The 23557-nt window shown below is 66.1% G+C and carries 22 protein-coding genes; 12 read left to right on the plus strand and 10 right to left on the minus strand.

Annotated features, from left to right (window positions below):
• Positions 1–12: 12 nt before the first annotated feature.
• Entirely contained in the window at positions 13–882 is an 870-nt protein-coding gene (locus tag SLG_RS17740) for a pirin family protein (RefSeq protein WP_014077895.1), read from the minus strand.
• Between the two features lie 73 nt (positions 883–955).
• A complete protein-coding gene (locus tag SLG_RS17745) occupies positions 956–1735 on the minus strand; it encodes a class I SAM-dependent methyltransferase (RefSeq protein ID WP_014077896.1) in 780 nt (259 codons plus the stop codon).
• 153 nt (positions 1736–1888) lie between these two features.
• Between SLG_RS17745 and SLG_RS17750 the strand changes: the two genes are divergently transcribed.
• Positions 1889–2971, plus strand: a complete 1083-nt coding sequence (locus SLG_RS17750; RefSeq protein ID WP_014077897.1) for a branched-chain amino acid aminotransferase — start codon at positions 1889–1891, stop codon at positions 2969–2971.
• Positions 2972–3000: 29 nt separating this feature from the next.
• Here the strand turns inward: SLG_RS17750 and SLG_RS17755 are convergent, their stop codons facing one another.
• Positions 3001–3993: a proline iminopeptidase-family hydrolase gene (locus SLG_RS17755; RefSeq protein ID WP_041393672.1), complete on the minus strand. Its 993-nt coding sequence runs from the start codon at positions 3991–3993 to the stop codon at positions 3001–3003.
• Between the two features lie 206 nt (positions 3994–4199).
• Between SLG_RS17755 and SLG_RS17760 the strand changes: the two genes are divergently transcribed.
• Positions 4200–5096, plus strand: coding sequence for a pirin family protein (locus tag SLG_RS17760; protein WP_014077899.1), 897 nt, complete (start codon positions 4200–4202; stop codon positions 5094–5096).
• Between the two features lie 61 nt (positions 5097–5157).
• Here the strand turns inward: SLG_RS17760 and SLG_RS17765 are convergent, their stop codons facing one another.
• A complete protein-coding gene (locus SLG_RS17765; RefSeq protein ID WP_014077900.1) occupies positions 5158–6708 on the minus strand; it encodes a TetR/AcrR family transcriptional regulator C-terminal domain-containing protein in 1551 nt (516 codons plus the stop codon).
• A 216-nt stretch (positions 6709–6924) separates the two neighbouring features.
• On the opposite strand from SLG_RS17765, the gene SLG_RS17770 reads away from it, so the two are divergent.
• Positions 6925–7473, plus strand: coding sequence for a hypothetical protein (locus SLG_RS17770; RefSeq protein ID WP_014077901.1), 549 nt, complete (start codon positions 6925–6927; stop codon positions 7471–7473).
• 76 nt (positions 7474–7549) lie between these two features.
• Here SLG_RS17770 and SLG_RS17775 read toward each other — a convergent pair whose 3' ends face one another.
• Complete coding sequence (locus tag SLG_RS17775) at positions 7550–8443, minus strand: SDR family NAD(P)-dependent oxidoreductase (RefSeq protein ID WP_014077902.1); 894 nt, start codon at positions 8441–8443, stop codon at positions 7550–7552.
• 536 nt (positions 8444–8979) lie between these two features.
• Here SLG_RS17775 and SLG_RS17780 point away from each other — a divergent pair.
• From SLG_RS17780 to SLG_RS20705, 4 genes are all read left to right on the plus strand, one after another.
• Positions 8980–12156: a TonB-dependent receptor domain-containing protein gene (locus SLG_RS17780; protein WP_014077903.1), complete on the plus strand. Its 3177-nt coding sequence runs from the start codon at positions 8980–8982 to the stop codon at positions 12154–12156.
• A gap of 162 nt (positions 12157–12318) precedes the next feature.
• Complete coding sequence (locus SLG_RS17785) at positions 12319–13254, plus strand: SDR family NAD(P)-dependent oxidoreductase (RefSeq protein ID WP_014077904.1); 936 nt, start codon at positions 12319–12321, stop codon at positions 13252–13254.
• A gap of 173 nt (positions 13255–13427) precedes the next feature.
• The gene (locus SLG_RS17790) at positions 13428–14414 is read left to right on the plus strand and encodes a zinc-dependent alcohol dehydrogenase family protein (RefSeq protein WP_014077905.1); all 987 of its coding nucleotides are present in this window, start codon (positions 13428–13430) and stop codon (positions 14412–14414) included.
• Positions 14415–14746: 332 nt separating this feature from the next.
• The gene (locus tag SLG_RS20705) at positions 14747–15445 is read left to right on the plus strand and encodes an alpha/beta hydrolase (protein ID WP_083853432.1); all 699 of its coding nucleotides are present in this window, start codon (positions 14747–14749) and stop codon (positions 15443–15445) included.
• Between the two features lie 86 nt (positions 15446–15531).
• On the opposite strand, the gene SLG_RS17800 is transcribed toward SLG_RS20705, so the two are convergent.
• Positions 15532–16701, minus strand: coding sequence for an amidohydrolase family protein (locus tag SLG_RS17800; RefSeq protein WP_014077908.1), 1170 nt, complete (start codon positions 16699–16701; stop codon positions 15532–15534).
• Between the two features lie 206 nt (positions 16702–16907).
• Between SLG_RS17800 and SLG_RS17805 the strand changes: the two genes are divergently transcribed.
• From SLG_RS17805 to SLG_RS20610, 3 genes are all read left to right on the plus strand, one after another.
• Positions 16908–17645, plus strand: a complete 738-nt coding sequence (locus SLG_RS17805) for a TSUP family transporter (RefSeq protein ID WP_014077910.1) — start codon at positions 16908–16910, stop codon at positions 17643–17645.
• Complete coding sequence (locus SLG_RS17810; protein ID WP_014077911.1) at positions 17636–18442, plus strand: ferritin-like domain-containing protein; 807 nt, start codon at positions 17636–17638, stop codon at positions 18440–18442. Before SLG_RS17805 ends, SLG_RS17810 begins: the two co-directional genes overlap by 10 nt.
• Before the next feature lie 95 nt (positions 18443–18537).
• On the plus strand, positions 18538–19236 hold the full coding sequence (locus tag SLG_RS20610; RefSeq protein ID WP_148276640.1) for a M23 family metallopeptidase: 699 nt from the start codon (positions 18538–18540) through the stop codon (positions 19234–19236).
• 45 nt (positions 19237–19281) lie between these two features.
• Here SLG_RS20610 and SLG_RS21555 read toward each other — a convergent pair whose 3' ends face one another.
• Positions 19282–19431: a lmo0937 family membrane protein gene (locus SLG_RS21555; RefSeq protein WP_014077913.1), complete on the minus strand. Its 150-nt coding sequence runs from the start codon at positions 19429–19431 to the stop codon at positions 19282–19284.
• Positions 19432–19671: 240 nt separating this feature from the next.
• Here SLG_RS21555 and erpA point away from each other — a divergent pair, with 240 nt between their 5' ends.
• Positions 19672–19995 (plus strand): iron-sulfur cluster insertion protein ErpA, encoded by a 324-nt coding sequence (gene erpA, locus SLG_RS17820; protein WP_014077914.1) that lies wholly within the window; start codon positions 19672–19674, stop codon positions 19993–19995.
• A gap of 49 nt (positions 19996–20044) precedes the next feature.
• A complete protein-coding gene (gene xth / locus SLG_RS17825; RefSeq protein ID WP_014077915.1) occupies positions 20045–20824 on the plus strand; it encodes an exodeoxyribonuclease III in 780 nt (259 codons plus the stop codon).
• A 6-nt stretch (positions 20825–20830) separates the two neighbouring features.
• Here xth and SLG_RS17830 read toward each other — a convergent pair whose 3' ends face one another.
• The 3 genes from SLG_RS17830 to SLG_RS17840 all read right to left on the minus strand — a co-directional run bounded on the left by SLG_RS17830 (position 20831) and on the right by SLG_RS17840 (position 23394).
• Positions 20831–21166, minus strand: a complete 336-nt coding sequence (locus SLG_RS17830; RefSeq protein WP_014077916.1) for a cupin domain-containing protein — start codon at positions 21164–21166, stop codon at positions 20831–20833.
• A 14-nt stretch (positions 21167–21180) separates the two neighbouring features.
• A complete protein-coding gene (locus SLG_RS17835) occupies positions 21181–22692 on the minus strand; it encodes a YifB family Mg chelatase-like AAA ATPase (RefSeq protein WP_014077917.1) in 1512 nt (503 codons plus the stop codon).
• Between the two features lie 84 nt (positions 22693–22776).
• Positions 22777–23394 carry a winged helix-turn-helix transcriptional regulator gene (locus SLG_RS17840; RefSeq protein ID WP_014077918.1) on the minus strand — a complete coding sequence of 206 codons (618 nt, stop codon included), beginning with the start codon at positions 23392–23394 and terminating at the stop codon, positions 22777–22779.
• Positions 23395–23557 lie beyond the last annotated feature (163 nt).

The raw sequence follows: 23557 nt of genomic DNA on the forward strand, positions 1-23557 counted from the left end.
TGCCCCGTGCTTTCAGGCCGCCTGCGTCACGAAACGGCCGTTGTTGAAGTCGTCGATCGCCTGCACGATCTCCTCACGCGTGTTCATCACGAAGGGGCCGTAACCGACAATCGGTTCCTCGATGGGCTCGCCGGTCAGCACCAGCATGGTCGTGTCGCCGTCCGCGCGAACTGCGATGTGCATGCCTTCGCGGCTGAGCTGCAGCACTTCCGCTTCGCCGACCGGCTGGCCGCCGTTCACGGTGACATGGCCGCTAAGCACCACCAGCATCGCCGTGTGCCCCTCGGGCAGGTCGATCGTCACGTCCGCACCGGCGGACAGCCGCACGTCCCAGACGTTGAGGGGCGTGAAGGTCCGGGCCGGGCCCTTCGCACCTGCCAGTTCACCGGCGATGACGCGCGCCGTTCCGGCTTCCCCGGGCAACGCGACCGTGGGAATCATGTCCGCCGTGATGCCCTGATAGGCGCCGGGCGCCATCTTGTCCTTCGCCGGCAGGTTCACCCAGAGCTGCACCACGCGGAAAGGGCCGCCTGCCTTCGCGAAGCCGGGCGAGTGATATTCCTCATGAATGATGCCGCCACCGGCCGTCATCCACTGCACGTCGCCCGGGCCGATCACCCCGCCATTGCCGGCTGAATCGCGATGCTCGACCTCGCCATCGTAGACGATGGTCACGGTCTCGAAACCGCGATGGGGATGTTCGCCGACACCGCGGCGCGCGCCCGTCGGCTCGAAGAGATGCGGCCCGGCATAATCGAGCAGCAGGAAAGGGCTGATCGCCTGGCCAAGGCCATTGTAGGAAAAGAGCGAGCGCACCGGGAAGCCATCGCCCACCCAGTGTCCCTGGTTGTTGCCGTGGCGGCCAAGCACCGTCTTCATCATGTCGCTGTCTCCAAGGCGGCGGCATCCTCGTGCCGGCCGCATGCAGAAGCCTATATGGGAATGCTCGCCGCCACTATGAAGGCCGGCCATCGTGGGGTTCAGTCGCAGGCGCGAGCGGCTTCTCCATGACGACGAGGCTCTGCCAGAAGGGCGGGTGCCGACTGGCATCCGTACCATCCGTGAAGGCCGGTTCGCCAAAGCCGATGTCGGAGGCCCACCAGCGAATCCAGTCCCGATGCAGGAATGTGTCGGGAAGCTCCAGCGCCCCGACCTTCTGCATGCGCCGGACCCGGCTGAAGAACACGCGGTGGTGCTCCGGCTCGGTCAGCTCCATGAAGGAAAAGATCAGGCGCCCGCCCGGCCTGAGCGCCCGGAACGTGTCCGCCATGTAGAGATAACATTCCTCGGGGCTTACATGCGTGAAGACGGACCAGTGAAACAACAGGTCGAGTGTAGCGTCTGGCGCCGGGATGCTCGGCGCATGATGAACGACGGCATCGTAATCCGGACACTTTCGTTTCAGTTCCGCCACGAAGCGCGGAATGACGTCGGCACCTGTATAGTCCCCCGTCCAGCCGGAACGAGCAAGCGCCTGGGCCGTCCGGCCGCATCCGCAGCCAAGATCGAACACCGCCATGCCGTCGCGCAGACCATATTCGCGCAGCACGGCCACATGCCCGTCTCCCTGCAGGCGGAACAACTCCACGCTGTCCGAGCCGATCGCCCGCGCGAACGCAAGATCACGATCAAGAGGATTTTGCCGTAGCATCCCGTCGAGATGCCGCTCGTAAGCGCCGAAAGCCCCGGAACGGCGACGGTAGAGTAGCCCGAATATGCCAAGGAACTGAAGCAATCATACCTCCTCACGAGCGCGCCGGTCGCCAGCATGGATGATGCGCCCGGGCATGTATCGCCAGCCACATGACCCCATGACAGGGCTGGACGATCCTGTTACCGGAACCGGCATAGCGCAGCGAGACTGTTTCAGAACGGACATATTTCGATCATGCTGGACTTCACCACTCATCCGCTCTCAGCTCCCACGTCGGCAGAGGACCGCACGGCCGCGATGGCGACGCTCGGCTTCGGCACGCTCTTCACCGATCACATGGTGACGATCCGCTACACCGAGGGGCAGGGCTGGCATGATGCGGTGCTGGGCCCGCGGCAGCCTATTCCGCTCGATCCGGCCGCCGCGGTTCTCCATTACGCGCAGGAGATTTTCGAGGGACTGAAGGCCTATCGCTTGCCGGACGGGTCCGTCGCCAGCTTCCGTCCGGAAGCGAACGCCGCGCGTTTCAACGAAAGCGCGACGCGCCTTGCCATGCCGCATCTGCCCGAGGACCTGTTCGTCGAGAGCATCCGCAAGCTTGTCGCCGCCGATGTCGACTGGGTGCCGGACGCTGACAAGGGTAGCCTTTACCTGCGCCCCTTCATGTTCGCGACCGAAGCGTTTCTCGGCGTTCGTCCGGCAAAGGAGTATATCTTCTGCGTGATCGCTTCCCCGGTCGGCGGCTATTTCAAGAGCGGCAAGTCGGCCGTGACGCTGTGGGTGAGCCATGATTATGTGCGTGCCGTGCCGGGCGGCACCGGCGCGGCCAAGTGCGGCGGCAATTATGCCGCGAGCCTCCAGCCCCAGTCGGTAGGCATCGAGCATGGCTGCGACCAGGTGTTGTTCCTCGATGCGGTGGAGCGCAAGTGGGTGGAGGAACTGGGCGGCATGAACGTCATGTTCGTGTTCGGCGACGGCACCATCATCACCCCGCCGCTCAACGGCTCGATCCTGCCCGGCGTCACGCGCGACTCACTTCGCACGGTCGCGGGCGAGGCAGGCTACACCGTCAAGGAGCAGCCCTACAGCTTCGACCAGTGGATGGAAGACGCGAAGAGCGGCAAGCTGCGGGAGGCTTTCGCCTGTGGCACCGCGGCCGTCATCACGCCGATCGGCGAGGTGCGTTCTGCGCGCGGGGACTTCGTGATCGGCAATGGCGATGGCGGCGAAGTCGCTCGCACGCTGCGCGAGGCACTGGTCGGCATCCAGCTCGGCCGCAAGCTGGACACGCATGGCTGGATGACGCGACTGGCCTGAACCGCCTTCCGCCTCCGCCACCAAGCCTATCATGCCTCCGCTTGTTCGTCGTGCTGCGCCAGCCATGGCCGCAGCACGGCAAGGAAGGCTGCGGGATTGTCGTTCATGATCGTGTGTGCCGCACCCGGAATCTCCCGGAACGGGGCATGGGCGCGGCGGGCGAAACCGGCAATGGTGGCGGGGATCGCCTCGTCATGCTCGCCGGCCACGAACAGCGTCCGCTTGCCATCCAGCCGGTCCAGCAGCGCTGTGCCGTCATAGTCCTTGAGCGTCCCCGCCGCACTGAATTCCGCCCAGCCCCACATGTGATTGTAGATCGACTCGGTGAAGCTGCGTGGCAGCGCGGCGCGATAGGCCGCGATGTCCGGCGGGACCTCGTGAAGGCGAACATGGCGCTGGTAGAAGATGTCCTTCGCCGCTTCGCACTGGTCCTCGGGCAGCGCGCCGGGCGTATCGCAGGCGGACAGCACGTCCCGCACCGGCCTAGGCAGCCGATCGCGCAGGCGGCGCGCATCGCGCAGCCAGACCGGCGTGGAGATGAGGGGCGACTGGACGATCGCGCTGGCCATTTCGGCCGGTCGCAGCGCCGCATATTCGGTCACGATGGTTCCGCCCCAGCTCGCGCCCAGCACATGCCAGCGGGAAATGTCGAGCGCCGTCCGCACGGCCTCGAGCTCGGCGACGAAGCGCGGCACCGTCCAGTTCGCGCTGTCGTTTGGATGATCGGAGCGCCCACTGTCGAGCTGATCGTAGAGAATGACGGCCCGCTCGTCGGCCAGCGCCGTGGCGTTGAGGAAATACCAGTGCGCGCTGCCCGGCCCGCCGTGCAGAAACACGATTGGCGGACGCGGACCGGCAAGGTCCCCATTGATCCGGGCATAGACGCGCCCGCCGGGCACCGGGATCATCTCCTCCCTGTCAGGACGGATGCGGATGCCGGGCATCACCGGCCCGGTGGCCGCCGTGGCAGCGGGCGCCCCCAGGGCCGCAGCAGCAACTGTGATGGCGGTCCTGCGTGTCATGTCCATGATGTGCCCCTGTGATCGAGGCGACTCCCATAGCCGATCCATGGCCGCGTCGTCACATCCTCTGCGCAATCGCGCCGCGACTGTTCGGCGGTTCGAAAAGGCGTGGTCCGCCCCGCCCGCATCCCCGCACCAATGCACCGCATCGACGCGCCCCGACCTGCCTGATAGAATGAGGCGACCATCAAGGGAGTGCTGCCACCATGACCCTTCGTCCCACCGATATCGACGCAGTCGACATGATCGTGCTGCCACCTGTCCGCGACCTCGGGGACGGGTTTCAGGTGCGGCGCGCGCTGCCTTCGCATCATCGACGGATGGTGGGGCCATTCGTGTTCTTCGACCAGATGGGGCCAGTGACGCTGCGCGCGGGTGACGGGCTGGACGTTCGGCCGCATCCGCATATCGGCCTCGCGACCGTCACTTATCTGCTCGAGGGCGAGATCCTGCACCGCGATTCGCTCGGCTCGGTGCAGACCATACGCCCCGGCGCGGTCAACTGGATGACGGCGGGGCGCGGGATCGTGCATTCCGAGCGGAGCGCACCGCATGTGCGCGCGGCAGGCGGCCCCCTCTTCGGCCTGCAGACCTGGGTGGCGCTGCCGAAAGCGGACGAGGAGACGGAGCCGGGCTTCTTCCATCATCCCGCCGACACCATCCCGCAGGACAGTGGCGACGGCGTGACCATCCGCGTCGTCGCCGGATCGAGCGACGGCATGACGTCCCCGGTGCCGACATTTTCGGACACGCTTTACGCAGATGTCTCGCTTGACGATGGCGCGCGCTACCGGCTCACGGCGGAGCATATCGAGCGCGCCATCTACGTCATCACTGGCACGGTCGAGGTGGAGGGGCAGGACGGCGGCTTCGCGGCCGGCGAACTGGTGATCTTCAAGCCGGACGTGGAGATCGTGATGCGCGCGGCCGGCCCGGCACGGATCATGCTGGTGGGCGGCGAACCCCTGGGTGAGCCGCGCAACATCTTCTGGAACTTCGTCTCAAGCTCCCGCGAGCGGATCGAGCAGGCGAAGGCAGACTGGCAGCAGGGCCGTTTCCCGGACGTGCCCGGAGAGCTGGACTTCATTCCGCTGCCCACCTGAAGCGAGCGACCGGGGAATAGTGCGGTGACCCGCCCGGAGGCCGCAATCGCACCGCGAAAGCTCAGTCCCGGTCCATCTCCTGGATCGCCTTTTCCCGGGCGAGCTGCACTTCGGCATTGCGCGAAAGAATGTCGAACGCGTCCATGAAGCTGTCGAGCTGCGGGGGCGGGATGCCCTGGAAGAGGAATTCGCTGCGCCGCGCGGCGGTGTCGCGAATGATGTCGCTGATCCGCCGGCCCTCCTCGGTCGGCGCGAAGAAGCCATGGCGCCGCCCCGGCTTGCCGGTGCGCTCGACAAGGCCGCTCTCCACCAGATGATTGACCGTTCGCCCTGCCTGGCTCTGGTCGCGATAGAGGGCCAGCACCAGCTGCGGCCAGCTGATTGGCGGATTGCGGCAGATCTCGGCAATGACCCAGCTCTCGAAGTTGGAAAGCCCGGTGCGCCGCTTGTGAGCGAGCGCCCCGCCCCGCAGCATGTACGAACACAGCGTAATGAACGGCGGAAGGATGCGCGAGCGATCCACGGCAATCCCGTTCTCGTCCGGCAGGCCCTCCGCGACCAGATCCTGGAAATCGACCGGTTCCTGCCGCTGGTTGGACGCGACGAGCTTGCGCTCCTTCTCGAACAGCGCGACGGCGCGGGTCAGCAGCGTGTCCAGCACGCCGAACAGCGTGACGATCTGCTCGTCCGTGATGCCGAACGTCAGCTCACGATTGCGCAGCTCAGCCTGCCGCAGCAAGCGCTCGGCAAGCTGGCGGCCGCTCGCACTCAGGCGGATCGGGCTGCGGATGCCGCCGCGGGCGAGCAGCGAGATCTCCGTCATGCGCTTGATCGCGCGGCTCACCTGCGCCTTGTCCACCCCCGTGGACAGGGAAATCGCGGCAAGCGTCATGTCGCCCTGCGCCTGAAGCAGCAGTAGGATGCGGCGATCCAGTTCGTTGATGTGGACAGTCCGCGCAAAGGAGATGTTGGCGCTTTCGCGCGCATCGCGCAGGAACACCCAGAGGCTTGACTGGAAGCGACGCAGCCGGTCGTCCCGCTGCGCCACCAGGCCGTCGGGGCGGGCGGAGGCAAGTCCGGACAGGACAATGTCAAGCTGGCTCTCGAAGCTTGCCGACGTCTCCGCACTGGCCGGCGCGGCCTGCTCGGCCACCGCGAAACCGACCGTGAACCGATCGACGAGCGCCACGGCGGCGCGCGCATCGGCCGGAGAAAAACCCACCTCGCAAAGGGCCGGCACACAGTCGAAGCCTGTTCCTCCAGGCGGGAAGAGAGACGGCATGTGCGCGAACAGCAATGCGCCGTCCCGCCGGGAAAGCATCAGCTGGCGCCCGGCACTGGCGCGCTGGACGAGCTGCGCCCGCCAGCCCTGCGCGGGCGGCGTGGCGCGGACGCCGCGGGCAATCTCGCGCGCCATGGCCGTCAGCAGGTCCGCGCGATCAGCGAAATGTCGGCTCACCTGCGTCTCGTCGACGCGCAGCCGTTCCGCGACTGCAGCGAGCGTGCAGCCCGCCAGCCCATGTTTCGCCTGCAGCGCCAGCGCAGCCGCGATGATCGCGTCCTTGTCGACCCCCACCGCAAAGCGGTCCAGCACGGCCTTTCCGCCCGTCATGATTTTCTACTCCCGGCTCGCCGCGACATGCCAAACCCGCGTGATGGTCCCATTTCGTCTGATGGTCAACGGCCCTTGGCGCGCCGGCGCTCCGCGCGCAAAGCCTGCCGAAACCGGGAAGATCGGCCGCCATGGAAATTGACGACTCGCCGGGCAGACGGCAGACAGACTCAACACAAGACACGAGGCCGCCATGCGGGGCCGGAGGAGCAAGGAATGCTGACTGGACGTTTGACACTGGCTGCGGCCGCCATCTCCCTCGGGGCGACGACCACCCCCGTCCTGGCCCAGGGGAGCCTGCCCGACCAGCTCGCCGTATGCGCCCGGATCAGCAAGAAGGATGCGCGCCTCGAATGCTATGATTCGATCGCGCGGGCAGCAGGCGAAGGCGCTTACACTTCCGGCTTCGGCGCATCTTCCATGCGCACGCCGCAGGCGCCTGCCACTCCTGCCCCGACATCGCCCCCGGCGCCCGCCGCCGGCGCCGGCTTCGGTGCCGAGCAGATTGCCCGTCCGCTGTCCGAGCGCCGGGCCGACGACGGCGCAAACGAGATCGACGTGGCGGTGGTCTCGGCGCGCGATAACGGCCTTTCCATGTGGCAATTCTCGCTGGCGGACGGCGCAGTGTGGCGCATGACCGAACGCTCCGTCAATTTCCGGCCGCCCGCGCCCAATGAGACCGTGACGATCCGCAAGGGTGCGCTCGGCAGCTATCTGATGCAGGTGGGCAAGCAGGCCGCGGTCCGCGTCGAACGCGTGCGATAGGCCTGACGTCTCGTCGGCGTCCGGCCCCCGTGCGGGGCGGCTATCCTGACCTGCCCCGTTACCGGATGCCCGTGGCTCAATCGCTACCCGGCATGTCCCGCTTCATCTGCTCGCGGATCTTCATGCGGCGCGCATAGTCCGGGTGGTCCGCATAGGACATCATGGCGTCGATGACTTCCTGATCCCGCGCTTTCTGCCCCTCAGCGAACTCGGGATAGGGCAACACCCAGAACCGATCGTTGCGCACGGCATCGAGCACCACGCGGCCGAGATCGACCGGGTCGAAGCCGTGCTCGATCACGCGCTTGAGCCCGGCGAACACGGCCTCGTCGCGCCCATAATAGCCGGTATTGCCATATTTCTCCGGCCGGGCTTCGACCGACCGGTGGATGTTGGTGTTCACGCCGCCGGGGCAAAGCAATGAGACGCCGATATTGTATTTCGGCATTTCCACCCGGAGCGATTCGGCAAGGCCGCGCACGGCATATTTGGTCGTGCAGTAGATTCCCGTCGTGGGCAGCGCCACGAAAGCGGACATCGACGCGGTGATGAGGATGTGACCGCCCTGCCCCCGCTCGATCATGCGCGGCATGACAGTCATCACGCCGTTGATGACGCCATTCACGTTGACGTCCATCTGCCAGTCCCAGTCGTCAAACGTCGCTTTCTCGATGGGGCCGAACTGGCTGACCCCGGCGGTGTTGCACAGCAGGTCGACGGGTCCGAACACCTGCTCGGCCTCGTCGACGGCGGCCGCATAGGCGGCGCGATCCGTCAGGTCGAGGCGGACGGGGTGGACGGCGACATTCTTCTGGCTGAAATAGCCCATCGCTTCGTCGAGATGGTCCTGCCGGATGTCGGCGATCACCACCTTCATCTGCGCTTCCTCGGCAAGCACCTTGGCCTGGCCGAGCGCCACCCCCGATCCCCCGCCGGTGACGAACGCGACTTTCCCTTCCAGATCCTGCACCCTTGCTCTCCTTTTCCTGCGGACCAGCGAGCGGCTGGAATGCCGCGGCGATCGATCCCTTGTTCTTTGCCGCCGGGCACCCGCGCCGGATAAAATCATCCGCGTCGAGTGCAGGCGCAGACACAATCAACATATCTTGTCGTTGTTCTTGTCCGGCTTTCCCAGCGAGCAGCTGGCTTTTCAGCGTTTATTGAAGGTCAAAGTCAATGATTCTCTAGCTGGACAAGTCTATTTGCCTCCCATAAATAAGACTTTCTCAAGCTGAGCCGCGGCAAGCGGCCGGACGCGATCAAAGGAGAGGATGAGATTTTCTCAACGCAGACCCACGCCCGGACTCCGTCCTCCCGCTCCCCCGCCTTGCTGCGGGCCGGTGCGGCTTCGTGGCATGCGTACCCGCTTCCGCGTGAGCATCCCGCCGCATGGCCCCACGCAAGGCCGAGATCGACCAACCGTCCAATATCAACGTGAGCATCCTCCGCCCGGGCCGCGCGCCGCGCGGGACGGACCGGATCAGGACATGGAAGGGGAGAAGTGCCTTGAAGACGGATATCGATATCATTGCGTGCGGGCCTCGCCGGGCCCTGCGGGTCGCGCTGCTGGCAAGCTGCGCCGGGATGACCATGCTGACGCTGGCCGCGCCGGCCCGCGCACAGGATGAAACAGGGCCGCAGGCCAGCCAGGACCAGGCCATCGTCATCACCGGATCGCGCATCGTGCGCCGCGACTATGAAGCCAACAGCCCGATCGTCACCGTAGGTTCAGAACTGCTGGAAAACAGTGCCAGCGGCGCCATCGAGCAGAGCCTCAACAAGCTCCCGCAATTCACGCCAACGCTCAAGAACCCGACCCAGGGCGGCGACATCCAGCCCACCGCGCAGAACACGCCCGGTGCGGCAACGATCTCGCTGCGCGGCATTGGCTCGAACCGCAACATCGTGCTGGTCGACGGCCGCCGCGCCACGCCCAGCAACGCAACGATGGTGGTGGACATCAACACCATCCCCTCCGCCGCCATCGACCGGGTCGAGATCATTTCGGGCGGTGCTTCATCCACTTACGGCGCGGACGCGGTTGGCGGCGTCGTCAACTTCATCATGAAGAAGAACTTCCAGGGACTGGAACTCGATGCCCAGACCGCGATCACGCAGCGGGGCGACAATTTCGAATATCAGGTGTCCGGCATCATGGGCGCCAATTTCGACGATGGGCGCGGCAACATCAGCCTCTCCTTCTCGATGAACGAGCGCCAGGATGCCCGGCAGTCCAACCGCCGCTGGTATCGGGACCTGTGGGAGAACCCCACGATCACCGGCACGCAGTTCTTCCCCGACCGGCCGGGCTTCAACATCGGCTTCGACCCCGGGCAGGCCATCCCCAATGCAGTGCTGAACTCGGTGATGGGCGTCACCGGCTGGACCAACAACGGTGTCGGCTCGATCATCTACACCAATCCGGACGGCTCGGCCTTCGCAGGGTTCGATACGGCGGGCATCGCCGGCGTTCCGGCCAACAAAGTGGTCGACGGGCTGACCTACAAGGAGCTTTCCAACGGCACGCTCGGGAAGAACTTCACCGATAACTACCTGATCTTCCCGCTCGAGCGGTTCAACATCTACACGCGCGGCAATTACGAGATCAACGACTGGATCGGCGTGTTCGCGCAGGGCATTTTCAGCAAGGTCAAGACAACGACCGTGCAGGAACCTTCCCCGCTGACCGGCGGCTGGGGCGTGCTGGTTCCCTATAACTCCGCCGCGCCGCAGGCCGGCATTCCCGATTCGATCGTGACCCTGCTCAATGCCCGCGCCAATCCCAATGCGCCCATCGACCTGCGCGGCCTGCTGCCGTTCAATCGCGGATCGGAAACGGAAGTCTACACCTACAACATGATCGCCGGCATCGAAGGCCGCATCCCCGGTTCCGACTGGACCTTCGAGATCTATGGCTCACATGGCGAATCGGAAACGAGCGTGCTCCAGACCGGCTTCGCCTCGCTGCAGCGCTTCCGCGCCGTGATGTCCGCGCCGGACTTCGGCAGAGGCTTCCGCTCGCAAGGCAACGCCGCGTTCGGCGGCTTCGGCGCGGCGACGGCGACCTGCACCAGCGGCCTCAACCCGTTCATGGACCCCGCGCTCATCTCGCAGGACTGCATCGACGCGATCAAGGCGGACATCAAGACCAAGGCCGTCATGCAGCAGACCGTCTGGGAAGCCAATTTCCAGGGCGGCCTGTTCAATCTGCCGGCGGGCCAGGTCCGCGCGGCGGTGGGCGCAACCTATCGCCACAACGACTACAAGTTCCAGAACGACACGCTCACCACGCAGGGCACATCCTTCCAGGAACAGGCGCTCGGACTCTATCCGAGCGGCAATTCCCAGGGCCGGATCGTCGCCAAGGAAATCTATGGCGAGCTGCTCATCCCGCTGCTGTCCGACCTGCCGTTGATCCGCAAGCTGGACCTCGAGGTCGGTGCCCGCTCGTCCGACTACAACACCACCGGCAACAGCTTCACCTGGAAGATCCAGGGCGACTGGCAAGTGACCGAGTGGCTGCGCTTCCGCGGCGGCTACAACAAGGCAGAGCGCGCGCCCAACATCGCGGAGCTGTATCTCGCGCCTGAGCAGACCTTCGCCATCGCGGAAGGCGGCGACGTCTGCTCGCTCAACAGCGGCCTCGGCTGGTCGGCGAACCCGGCCCGCAACAGCAACTGGGCCAATGTCGTGGGCCTGTGCGGCCAGATCATGGAAGCGTCCGGCGATGCCACCGCCGATCAGCAATATTGGGGCGTGGACTATCGCACCCTGGCTGCGGCCGGCAGCGAAGCGGCCGCACGCGCGCTGGTGACGATGCCGCAGGCAGCCGGCCAGGCCTTCGTCTTCCCGACGCTGGCAGGCAACAACAGCCTGCGCCCGGAAAAGGCGGACACCTGGACGGCCGGGATGGTGATCCAGTCGCCCTTCGAATCCGCGATGCTGCGGCGTCTCCGCCTCACGGTCGACTATTACAACATCAAGGTAACCGACGCGATCGGCGCCCAGACCGTCGACATCGCCCAGCGCCAGTGCTTCGATTCGGCCTTCAACGGCAGCTACGACCCCAGCTCGCCCTTCTGCCTCGGCATCGATCGCAACCAGACGGGCGCGCTCGGCAATGTGGTGCGCACCTTCTTCAACAATGGCCGGTTCCAGACCTCCGGCATCGATGCGCAGCTCGACTGGGCATTCGACCTCGGGCCGGGCACAGTGAACTTCAACAGCATCTTCAACTATCTGATCGAGATGAAGTCCGCGGAGCTGGACGTGCTGCCGCTCACCGAGTTCGCCGGCACACTCGGCGGCACGCAGAACGGCCTCAATGGCGGCATGTTCCGCTGGAAGCTGCTTACCACGCTCGGCTACACCTACGGGCCGGTCTATCTCGGCCTGCAATGGCGGCACCTGCCCTCCGTCAAGTCCGCGACCGCGGCCCAGGTCCCCAACACCAGCGTCGCCGGCGCGCCGGCCTATGACCTGTTCAACCTGCAAGGCTCGTTCGCGATCACGCGGGATGCGACGCTCCGCTTCGGCGTCGACAATCTGTTCGACAAGGCACCGCCCATGATCAACGTCGATACGGCGGCGGTTCCTCCGACGCTGGCGAACGGCTCATATGACAGCAACAATTACGATGTCGTCGGTCGCCGCTTCTATATCGGCGCCAAGTTCCGGTTCTGACTCTCCCGAGCATGAACCAGCTGGCGGCCCTCCTCCTTGCGGGAGGGCCGCCTTTCTGCTCCCTGAGCGGCAAGCAGCGGGGACACGCAGCGGCGGCAGCCAGACTATTCTCCGGCCCACGGCAAGCCGGACATATGAGCCTAGACAAAGGAGATTGATGCAATGTTGGACGTAAGCGGCAAGACCGCCTTCATCACCGGCGGTGCCAGCGGCATGGGCTGGGGCATGGCCAAGGCCTTTGGCGAGGCAGGCATGAAGGTGATCATCGCCGACATTCGCCAGGACGCCCTCGATCAGGCCATGGAGGGCTTTTCGAAGACCAATCTTGCCGTTCACTCCATCCTGCTCGACGTGACCAGCCGCGACGGCTGGGCCAGGGCCGCGGATGAAGCCGAAGAGCGGTTCGGCAACATCCATGTCCTCGCGCTCAATGCCGGGGTGGGCACCGGCGGATCGATGCTGACGGCCACCTACAAGGACTGGGATTTCAACATGGGCGTCAATGTGGGGGGCGTCGTCAATGGCCTCGTCACCATGCTGCCGCGCATGCTGGCCCATGGCGAGGAAGGCCAGCTCGTCGTCACCTCCTCCACCGGAGGCTTCTCCGCGGTAGGCGGCGCCGGGCTCTACTGTGCCGCCAAATATTGCGTGGCCGGCATGTTCGAGAGTCTGGCGACGGACCTGCGCGGCACCGCGCTCGGCGCCTCCGTCTTCTTCCCCGGCCCGGTGCAGACCCAGCTCGGCATCTCGACGCAGGCGACCCGGCCCGAGCATCTGCGCAACGAGGCGCCGCCGCCTCCGCCCGCCAGCGTGGGCGCTCAGCAGGACAAGCGCCCCGCGCCGGGCTTCGACCCGAGCCTGTTCATGACCAGCGAGGAAGTGGGCCAGCGCGTGCTGCGCGGCATCCGCCGGCGCGACCTGTTCATCATGACCCATCCGGAATTCACGAAAGGCATCGAGGCGCGCAACAACGCACTGCTGCGGGCCATTCCGGTCGAGGCGCCCAACGAGGCGCGGGCCAATCTGGTCGCCCAGTTCGGCACCCTCATGTACAACCCGATCTACGATGGGCAGCAGCCGCTCGACGAGCCGCTCTGAGCGCTGCGGCGCAGGCCACTGGCCCGCGCACGGGCTGAAGAGGGTTCGCCGCCGCCGGAGGTGGCGCGAACCCTCCTCAACCGCCGGGGATTTCACACAGCGCCTCGCTGTCCTGTTCCCCAGCCTTCCGGCCTTCCCTAGAAGGCAAAGTCCGCAATCAGGAGAGGGATGACATGGCGAAGGTCGTTCGCGTGCACGAACTGGGCGCACCCGAGAAGCTGGTCTTCGAGGATATCGAGATCGGGGCCCCGGGCCCGGGCGAGGTGCGCATCCGGGTGGAAGCCGTCGGCCTCAACCGATCGGAAGCCATGTTCCGTGCCGGCCGCTATCCGACGAAACCGAAACTGCCGACGCTGATCGGATATGAGGCCTGCGGCATCGTCGAGGCACTGGGCGAGGGCGTCACCGGATTCGAGGTGGGGCAGCGGGTCAGCGCGCTGCCCATGTATCCGCTCGGCCAATATGGGGTCTGGGGCGAGCAGGCCATCGTGCCCGCGCGCTGCCTCCTTCCTGCCCCCCCGGGCCTCTCCCCGGCAGAGGCGGCAGCAGTGTGGATGCAGTATATGACAGCCTTCGCGATCATCGAAGTGGGCCAGGCCGGCATCGGTGATTTCGTCATCATTCCCGCTGCCTCCAGCAGTGTTGGCCTTGCCGCGATCCAGCTCGCCAACTGGGCGGGCGCCGTGTCCATCGCCGCGACGCGGACCAGCGCCAAGGCGGACGAACTGAAGGCGCTGGGCGCGCAGCATGTCGTCGCCACGCAGGAAGTCGATCTGGTCGAGGAAGTGATGAGGATCACGGACGGCAAGGGCGCCCGTCTCGTCTTCGATCCGGTGCAGGGCCCCTATGTACAGACGCTCACCAGCGCCATGGCCGAGCGCGGCATCCTGTTCATCTATGGCGGCCTCTCGGAACAGCCCACGCCCTATCCGCACTGGAACATGGCGTTCAAGGGCCTCTCCATGCGCGGCTGGGTCGCTTCCGAAATCTGGAACCATCCCGCGCGCTACAAGGCGGCGCAAGAGCGCATCCTGCTCGGGCTGAAGCTCGGCCATCTCAAGCCGGTGATCGCGCGGACCTTCCCTTTCGACGAGATCGTCGAAGCCAACCGCTTCCTCGAATCCAACCAGCAGATCGGCAAGGTCGTCGTCACGATGTGAGCAAGCGGCGCAGCGGATCGCACAGAGCGCCGCAGGCGACACAATGGCCCAGGAGACTCCATGACCGATCCCGAACCGCAGGACCACATCCCCGTCAGCATCCGCGCGCGTGACATCGCGCCGCCCCTGACGATCAGCCCCGCCGCGCGTCAGGCGCTCTCGGAAGGCGCGGCGATGGCCATGCCCGGCTGGCCCGCACCCGACGACATGGCAGGCTGGCGCGAGCGGATCGGCGCGAGCGACGCCCTGTGGGAAGAGATGGCCGCGCCGATCCTCGCGAGCGCCGCGGCCACGGTGGAGACCGTCTCGATCGGCGGCGTTCCCTGCCATGACTGCCTGCCCGAGCGCGACGCCGCGCCGGATGGGCCGGCGCGTTCGTTTTCGGCGGCGGCGCTTATGCAAAGGCGCTTGGCGCACGCAACGCCGCCGCGCTCGGCTGCCGCACCCTGTCAGTGGACTACCGGATGCCGCCGGACCATCCTTTCCCGGCGGCCCCGGAGGATTGCGTAGCGGTCTACCGGGCCCTCATCGAAACGATCGACCCGGCTCGCATCGTCGTCGGCGGCGGCTCGGCGGGCGGCAACCTGGCAGCCGTAGCGACGCTGATGATCCGTGATCGCGGCCTGCCGCTCCCCGCCGGCACGATCCTGCTCACGCCCGAAGTCGACCTCACCGAAGCGGGCGACAGCTTCCGCACCAACGAGGATCTCGACGTGGTGCTCAAGCGAGGCCTGCCGGAATGCAACGCGCTCTATGCCGGCGGGCATGATCTGGCCGATCCTTATCTCTCGCCTCTCTTCGCCGATTTCACGCGCGGGTTTCCCCCCACGCTGGTGCAGAGCGGGACGCGTGACCTCTTCCTCTCCAACTCGGTGCTGATTCATCGCAAGCTGCGGCAGGCGGGGATCGATGCGGAGCTGCATGTCTGGGAAGCCATGCCCCATGGCGGCTTCGGCCGGGGCGAGGCGCCCGAGAACGAGGAGATCAATGTCGAGGTGGCGCATTTCATCCGCCGTCTGATGGCGGGCTGATCGCGCGAGCGAAGAGCCCCGCGCGATCCAGCACATAAAGACGTGCCCCGCACGCCCTCGTCATCGCCCTGAGAAGCAGGCGGCCCTTATTCGGCCGCGATGGCGTCCACTTGCGCAGGCAGGTCCAGGCCATAGAGCTTGGCCGCATTCTCGAAGGCGATCTTGCGCACGAAAGCGGGGTCCGCGCCTTCCGTGAACTCGGCCAGGATCTTGCGGCTGTTCGGCCAGATGCTGTCCGGGTGCGGATAGTCCGTGGCCCAGAGCAGCTTGTCCTCGCCATAGAATTTGGCGAGCGCGACAGCGGTGGGGCTTTGCTGGAAGGTGCCGTAGACCTGCCGCTTGAACAGCTCCGATGGTTTCATCTTGTGCGGGATGCCGCCGCGATCCGCCCAGAACTCCTCGGCTTCCCAGAGCCGCCAGTGGCGATAGTCCAGCTCCTCGATCACCCAGGGGAGCCAGCCGATGCCGCTCTCCGCAATCACGATCTTGAGCCCCGGATGGCGTTCCAGAATACCCCAGGCGAAGAGATCCACGAACGGATCGAGGAACTGTTCGATGAACATCTTCACATGCAGGAATGTGGCGCCGGGGCTGCCCTTGTACTTGTCGAACGCGCGGCTGACGCTGGCGAACACCGTGACGTGGAAGGAGAGGATGATGCCGCTCTTCTCCAGCATCTCCCACAAGGGCTCCCAGCGCGTATCCTCCAGGCGCGGCTGCGCCATCGCGATCTGCAGGTTGGCTTGCCGGAAACCGCCCAGCGCGATGATATGCTCCAGTGCGGAAACAGCCGCTTCCGGCTCCGGCGGCAACATCGGCACGCCGATCAGACGATCCGGCGCGGCCGCGCAGAATTCCTTGAGCCACTCATTATAGGCCCGGTAGCAGGCGTCGCGCAGCTCGGTGTCCTCGAAGTTCAGCGACGTGACCGGGCCGAAGATGACATGGGCATAGACACCGTCGCGGTCCATGTCCGCGAGGCGCAGTTCCGCGACCGCCGGGCGACGTTCCGTCTGGTCGACGATGCCGCCGCGATCCAGCGCGGTGAAAATGGGCTTGGGACCGGAAAAACCGCTCGCCACGCCCGACCAGGAGCCGAGATTCTTGCCTTCGCACATCCAGACGGCACGTCCGTCGAGCATTTCGACATGCGGGCCACGATCCTTGAGATGCGCGGGAAGCCGGCTGGTCCACAGGTCGGTCGGAAGCTGGTTGAGATCGAGATGATCGTCACAACTGATCAGGGGGTAGTCCACGTCTTCCGTCCTCTCTTGCCCTGCCTCGGCCTGAAGAAATCGACTCAGGGCGCCGGCGCTGGCCATGTCGTTAGTGCGCTAACGATATTGCCCCTAAAGCAATCGAATTGCAAGGTTGGCCTGCTGGCTGAGGCGGGTCGTGGCCGTGGAGCGCCTTCCAGGAGGAGGAAAGTGACGTTCCGGCGGAAAGCGTCTAACGCGCCGGCATGACGGGCGCGCTCATCATCGTTGCATCCTTCGCCACGGCGTTCCTGTCCGGCATCTTCGGCATGGCCGGCGGGCTGCTGCTGATGGGCGTTCTCGCCTTCCTGCTGCCAGTCTCGGCCGCATTCGTGACCCATGGCATCCTGCAGCTCGTTGCCAATGGCTGGCGCGCGGTGCTGCATCGCCGCCACATCGTCTGGCCGGTCATGAGGACCTATGCACTGGGCGTTTTTGCTGCAGCTGCGCTGGTCGCCGCCGTCGGTTTCGCGCCTTCGAGGCCACTGCTGTTCCTGCTGCTCGGACTGGTGCCGCTCACGGTCTGGCTGCCGCGCCGGTGGATCAGCTTCGACGCGGCGAAACCGCCCCACGCCTTCCTTGCCGGCTTCACGGTCTCCGGGCTCAACCTGAGCGCCGGCGTGGCCGGTCCGATGATGGACATCTTCTTCGTGCGCACAGGGCTCGGCCGGCACCAGATCGTCGCCACCAAGGCGACAGGCCAGGTATTCAGCCATCTCGGGAAGATCATTGTGTTCGGCGCGCCGCTGATTGGCGCAGGAGAAAGCGCGATGCCGCCGCTCTGGGTGTTCGCGATCGCCGTCCCTTTGTCGATGGCCGGCACCGTGCTGGGCGGCCGCTTTCTGGACCAGATCAGCGATGGCAATTTCAAACGCTATACCGCGTGGATCGTCACCGGCATCGGCGGTCTTTATCTCGTGAAGGCAGGACTGGAATGGAGCTGAAGGAAGAGCGAAGCGTGGCGGATGCTTGCCTCGCGGTGCTGCAGTGCAGCGAACCAAGGGCGAAAGTCATGGCGGCGCGCGCAGCGGCGCGGGACTGGCGATTGGGACGGCTCGCGCATCGGTTCGACAGTGCGCCGCCGGACCGCCCCGGCCGCCCCGAACGCCCCCTGCTGCTGCCGCCCCAGCGCATGCCTCGCCGGGGCCGCGGGGGATCGGAGCGCGCGCGCATCGCGATGGTCCACGCCCTGGCTCATATCGAGTTCGTCGCAATCGACCTCGCCTTCGATCTGGTCGCACGCTTCGGCGACGATATGCCGGCGGATTTCGTTACCGACTGGCTACGCGTCGGTGCCGATGAAGCCATGCATTTCGCCCTGCTTGCCCGTCGGCTCGCCGAGCTCGGGAGCGATTATGGCGCCTTGCCCGCCCATGACGGTCTCTGGGAAGCGGCGCTGGAAACGGCGCATGACGTCACCGCCCGTCTCGCCATCGTGCCGATGGTGCTGGAAGCCCGCGCCCTCGACATCACGCCGGAAACGGTCCTGCGTTTTCGGCATTTTGGGGACGAGCGGACGGCCCGGATGCTCGAACGAATCGTTGACGACGAGATTCGCCATGTCGCCGCAGGCACCAAGTGGTTTCTATGGGCGACGAACCGAGTGGGCGCTGATCCGCAGGAAACCTACCAAATGCTGGTCCGCCGCCATTTCCGGGGGGCCGTTAAGCCACCGTTCAACGACTCGGCGCGGAGTCAGGCCGGTCTGACGCGTGATTTCTATGGCCCTCTTGCGGGTTAACCCGATCTTCGCTCGAAAGGCTTCCAACGGCCGACATGAGCCGAAACAAAACAATCTTCGAGGGTCCGATCCCAGGGACCCGACATGGGGTCCGCATGATTCAGTCGCTCGCCGTCAGCTTCCTCCGGGACGGTTTTCATCGCACTGCAACCCGCGTACTGGCCATGGCCACGCTGCTGGTCGCATCACCCGCTCTGGCTGACGAAGCTGCCAGTGACGCGCAGTTCTCCTCGCTTTTCGCCGCCTGGGTGAACATGGAGCGCGCGACCGAACAGAGCACCACGACCAAGGCGTCCATCCCGTCGCGGGAGCCCGTCGAAAAGCTCATGCTGACTTCCAGCTTCGGCAACCGCTCAGATCCGTTCAACGGCCGCCGCCGCATGCATCAGGGTATCGACATCCCCGGCCCGGTCGGCACGCCGATCTACGCTACCGCAGACGGCATCGTGAAGCGCGCCGGATGGGCCAATGGCTATGGCAATCTCGTCGAGATCAACCACGGCAATGGCCTCGAGACGCGTTATGGCCACATGTCCAAGCTGATCGCCCAGCCGAACGAGCGCGTGCGCCGCGGCCAGCTGATCGGCCTGATGGGGTCCACTGGGCGCTCCACCGGCAGCCACCTTCATTATGAAGTGCGCATTGCTGGCGCGGCGGTAAACCCGATGCCCTATATCGAAGGCACCAATTACGAACTCGCTCTCGCCGAGGCCAAGGCCCATGACGAGCGTCTGGTCCAGGTTGCCATGGGTGGTCCTGAAGCTCGCAAGAGCACCGACAACAAGGACAATTGAGGTCCTCGCCCCGGTTTCGCCGGGGTTTTCTGTATCAGGCCAGCGTCAGACCACACGCCTGCCGGTGACGAGCTGATAAATCAGCACCGCCGCCGCCAGCACGAGCAGCAGATGGATCAGTCCTCCGCCCACATTGAGGGCAAGGAATCCAAGTGCCCAGAGCACCAGCAGCACGACGACTATGGTCCACAGCATGGCTCACCTCTCCTATTATTGCATCTCCGAGTGATGGAGGCATAACGCCCGGCTGAGCGGGAAGTTCCGCCTGCACATTTCACCTCCACATGAGGGAAAGGCGGGAGGGATGCGCAATCCATCCCTTGCGACCAGGTTCCGTACTTTACCCAGGCGCCGGGCGCCCCGCTGTTTTCCTCATCGCGGTCCATCCGGATCGGTTGCCTTGCGGGGGCGGCCGGACACGCCTATCTTGCGCGCATGGACGTCGCTCTCACCCCCTCGGCCGCAGCCCGCGTCGCTTCGATCGCCCAGCGGCAAGGCAAGCCGCCGATCCTGCGGCTCGCCGTGGAAGGGGGCGGTTGCTCCGGCTTCCAGTATCGCTTCGGCCTTGCCGAGGAGCCGGAGGAAGACGACCTGATCGTCGAAACCGATGGCGTCAGGCTCGTCGTCGATTCGATGAGTCTCGATCTGGTGCGCGGCGGCACCGTCGATTTCGTGGACAATCTCGGCGGTTCGGCCTTCCGGGTGGAGAATCCCAATGCCACGGCCGGCTGCGGCTGCGGCTCCAGCTTCTCGGTCTGAAGCCCTGCCTGCTCTTCCCCGGCCGGAGCGAAGCGGCTAGGGCAGGGTCATGCGCATCGCCACTTTCAACATCAACGGCATTCGGGCACGCCTGCCGCGCCTGCTCGAATGGCTCGCCGAGACGCAGCCCGACGTCGCCTGCCTGCAGGAAATCAAGACGCAGGATGAGGGCTTCCCCATCGCGGACATCGAGGCGGCCGGCTATGGCGCCATCTGGCACGGCCAGAAAGGCTTCAACGGCGTCGCCATTCTCGCGAGGGGAGCGACACCCGCCGAGGTAACGCGCGGGCTGGACGGCGAGCCGGAGGACGACCACAGCCGCTATATCGAGGCCGACGTGGCCGGCGTGCGGATCGCATCCATCTACCTGCCCAATGGCAATCCGGTGCCGGGGCCGAAATTCGATTACAAGCTGCGGTGGATGGCCAGGCTGCGTCAGCGCGCGGCGCGGATCCTCGCCGAGGAGATCCCGGCGGTGCTGGCCGGCGACTATAATGTCATCCCGTTCGACCGCGATGTCTGGAAGCCTGCCGCCATGGCCGCAGACGCGCTGATGCAGCCGGAGAGCAGGGCAGCCTACAAGGCACTCATGTTCGACGGATGGACCGATGCGCTGGCCGCGCGCCATCCGGCGGGCGGTGTCTGGACCTACTGGGATTATCAGGCCGGCGCCTGGCCACGAGACGCGGGCTTTCGCATCGACCATCTGCTGCTTTCGCCTGCCGCCGCAGACCGGCTGGTCGATGCGCAAGTGGACAAGGCCTATCGCGGCCGGGAGAAAGCCAGCGATCACGCGCCCGTGTGGGTGCGATTGAAGGATCAGGACTGATCAGCCCTAAGGCGCTTCGCCCCCTTCCGGCCCCCAGAAGATCACCCAGGCGGCGAAATCGTCACTCATCTCGACAAATCGGTGCTCGGCGCCTGCCTCGACGAAGATGGCGTCCTGCGGGCCGAAGGCGCGCTGCTCGCCATTCTTCACGAACAGTCCGCTGCCCGAGGCAATGATATAGAGCTCGTCCCGGCTATGGGGCGACTGCGTATCCGGGCCGCGCGGCGCATAAAGGCCGAGGCTCATCGTCCCGTGGCGCATGAGGTCCGCATAGCGCATCGCCTCGCCCGTCTCGGGCAGCGCCGCATGCGCCTCGCCCGGCGTCACCAGCCAGTCCCTCATCGCCTCTCCTTCCCTCAATTCACCGGCGCGCGCCGACGATAGCTCAAGGCCTCGGCCACGTGCAGTCGCCCGACCCGGTCCGCACCGGCAAGATCGGCAATGGTGCGCGCCACGCGGAGGACGCGCGTATAGCCGCGCGCCGAGAGCTTCATCGCTGCGGCCGCCTGCGCGAGCAAGGCGCGACCCGTCTCGTCGGGCATGGCGATCGTCTCGAGCGCGTCGCCCTCCAGCTCGGCATTGGTGCGCGCTCCGCCGGTGGCCGCCGAACGGGCGGTCTGGAGCGCCCGGGCTGCCGCGACCCGCGCCGCCACTTCCGCCGTTCCTTCCGCTGCCGGCGGCAGGACCAGATCGGCGGCCGTCACCGCAGCCACCTCGACATGCAGATCGATGCGATCGAGCAGGGGGCCGGAGAGCTTCGCCTGATAGTCCGCAGCGCAGCGCGGCGCGCGCGAGCAGGCCAGCGCAGGATCGGCGATGTGGCCGCAGCGGCAGGGATTCATCGCCGCGACAAGCTGGACCCGCGCCGGAAAGGTCACATGCGCATTGGCCCGCGCGACGCTGACTTCCCCGGTCTCCAGGGGCTGGCGCAAACTGTCCAGCACGGCTCGCTGAAACTCGGGCAGCTCATCCAGGAACAGCACGCCCAGATGCGCAAGGCTGACCTCGCCCGGTTTCACACGCAGACCGCCCCCCACCAGTGCCGCCATGGACGCGCTGTGATGCGGCGCGCGATAGGGCCGCGACTGGCTGATCCGCCCGGCCGAGAGCGTGCCTGCCACGGAGGCCACCATGGAGACTTCCAGGGCCTCGGCCGGGGTGAGCGGGGGCAGGATGCCGGGAAGACAGCTTGCCATCAGCGATTTGCCGGAGCCCGGCGGGCCGGACATCAGCAGATTGTGCCCGCCCGCCGCAGCGATCTCCAGCGCGCGCTTGGCGGTTTCCTGCCCCTTCACTTGCCGCAGATCCGGCCCGTGACGGGGCGGCTCCGCCTCGCCCGGCGCCGGACGGGGCAGGATCGTGCCCCCCTTCAGGTGATTGATGAGGCCGAGCAGATCGGGCGCGGCAAGCACGCCGTCCGAGCCTGCCCAGGCCGCTTCCGTGCCCTGCGAAGAGGGGCATATGAGCGTAAGATCGCGCGCGGCGGCGTGGAGCGCGGCGAGCAGTACACCCGGCACCGGCGCGATGCGGCCATCCAGGCCCAGTTCGCCGACGACAAGATGCTCGCTCACATGCTCGGCATCGATCACGCCCATCGCGGCCAGCAGGGCCAGCGCGATCGGCAGATCATAATGCGACCCTTCCTTGGGAAGGTCGGCCGGCGACAGATTGACGGTGATCCGCTTGGGCGGCAGCGACAGGCCGATGGCTGCAATGGCGTTGCGCACGCGCTCGCGGCTTTCCGCCACGGCCTTGTCGGCAAGCCCCACCACGATGAAATTCGGCAGGCCGGAAACGAGCTGGCATTGCACCTCGACCGGACGCGCCTCCAGCCCGAGAAAGGCGACCGTCGCCACCGTTGCGATCAACTTCGCCCCCCTTTTGTTCCCCCGCGCAGCTATGGAGCGGCGCGATGTGGAAGTCGAGGCTTTTCCGGTGGTCCCCGGACGGCGCTATGACGCCTGCGACGGCACATAGCGCGGCGGCAACGCGAAGAGATCGGCAAAACGCGCTTCGATCCCCGGGTCGCCGCGCATGGTGAGCACACCGGTAGCGGCAAGCTGCTCCGGGGGAACCTTGCCATAGAAGCGGGCGGCAAGCCCCCGCGCCGTGCTGCGATAGGCAATATCCGGCACCAGTGCTTCCCCCGCCGCGACGCTGAGCACGCCATGCTCCAGCTGGCCGCGATAAGGCGTGCCTTCGATGTCGAAACCCAGGGTCAGGGCGAGATCGCCCGCCTTGGCGGCATCCAGATTGATCCTGAGCGAAAGCAGCATGGCGACGCCGCTTAGCGGCAGCATGCGGTCATGCGCCGGCGAGCGATAGGCCCATTTCGCCATGGCCAGCACCATGGGTTCGGCCTCCCGCCCCCATTCGGTAAGGCCGTAGACCTGTACGCTCGCGGGCGGGGGCAAGCGCAGGCGCTCGATGACATGACGCTGCTCCAGCTCGCCCAGGCGCTGGGTGAGCACATTCGCGCTCAGCCCCGGCAGCGCGCCGCGCAGATCCGAGAAGCGCCGGGGACCGAGCAGAAGTTCCCGGATGATGAGCAGCGCCCAGCGCTCCCCCACGAGATCGAGACCGTGGGCGAGACCGCAAGCGTCCTCGAAATGGCGCTTCTGCCGGGGTATGGACTTGCTAGTTATTTTTTCTAACTCCGTAGTTGCCTTACCTAATTATATGCGCGAGACTCGTCAAGGTCGGTCGATTCGGCCGGACAAGGCGAAACAGGAC

This window comes from Sphingobium sp. SYK-6, assembly GCF_000283515.1.
Taxonomy (GTDB): domain Bacteria; phylum Pseudomonadota; class Alphaproteobacteria; order Sphingomonadales; family Sphingomonadaceae; genus Sphingobium; species Sphingobium lignivorans.

Excerpts from the sequence above, each read along its gene's own strand:
- SLG_RS17790 (WP_014077905.1), top strand. The coding sequence starts at position 13,428 with ATGGCGAAGGTCGTTCGCGTGCACGAACTGGGCGCACCCGAGAAGCTG.
- xth (WP_014077915.1), top strand. The coding sequence starts at position 20,045 with ATGCGCATCGCCACTTTCAACATCAACGGCATTCGGGCACGCCTGCCG.
- SLG_RS17830 (WP_014077916.1), bottom strand. The coding sequence starts at position 21,166 with ATGAGGGACTGGCTGGTGACGCCGGGCGAGGCGCATGCGGCGCTGCCC.
- SLG_RS17785 (WP_014077904.1), top strand. The coding sequence starts at position 12,319 with ATGTTGGACGTAAGCGGCAAGACCGCCTTCATCACCGGCGGTGCCAGC.
- SLG_RS17765 (WP_014077900.1), bottom strand. The coding sequence starts at position 6,708 with ATGACGGGCGGAAAGGCCGTGCTGGACCGCTTTGCGGTGGGGGTCGAC.
- SLG_RS17760 (WP_014077899.1), top strand. The coding sequence starts at position 4,200 with ATGACCCTTCGTCCCACCGATATCGACGCAGTCGACATGATCGTGCTG.
- SLG_RS21555 (WP_014077913.1), bottom strand. The coding sequence starts at position 19,431 with ATGCTGTGGACCATAGTCGTCGTGCTGCTGGTGCTCTGGGCACTTGGA.
- SLG_RS17740 (WP_014077895.1), bottom strand. The coding sequence starts at position 882 with ATGATGAAGACGGTGCTTGGCCGCCACGGCAACAACCAGGGACACTGG.
- SLG_RS17755 (WP_041393672.1), bottom strand. The coding sequence starts at position 3,993 with ATGACACGCAGGACCGCCATCACAGTTGCTGCTGCGGCCCTGGGGGCG.
- SLG_RS17805 (WP_014077910.1), top strand. The coding sequence starts at position 16,908 with ATGACGGGCGCGCTCATCATCGTTGCATCCTTCGCCACGGCGTTCCTG.
- SLG_RS17750 (WP_014077897.1), top strand. The coding sequence starts at position 1,889 with ATGCTGGACTTCACCACTCATCCGCTCTCAGCTCCCACGTCGGCAGAG.
- SLG_RS17810 (WP_014077911.1), top strand. The coding sequence starts at position 17,636 with ATGGAGCTGAAGGAAGAGCGAAGCGTGGCGGATGCTTGCCTCGCGGTG.
- SLG_RS20610 (WP_148276640.1), top strand. The coding sequence starts at position 18,538 with ATGATTCAGTCGCTCGCCGTCAGCTTCCTCCGGGACGGTTTTCATCGC.
- erpA (WP_014077914.1), top strand. The coding sequence starts at position 19,672 with ATGGACGTCGCTCTCACCCCCTCGGCCGCAGCCCGCGTCGCTTCGATC.
- SLG_RS17770 (WP_014077901.1), top strand. The coding sequence starts at position 6,925 with ATGCTGACTGGACGTTTGACACTGGCTGCGGCCGCCATCTCCCTCGGG.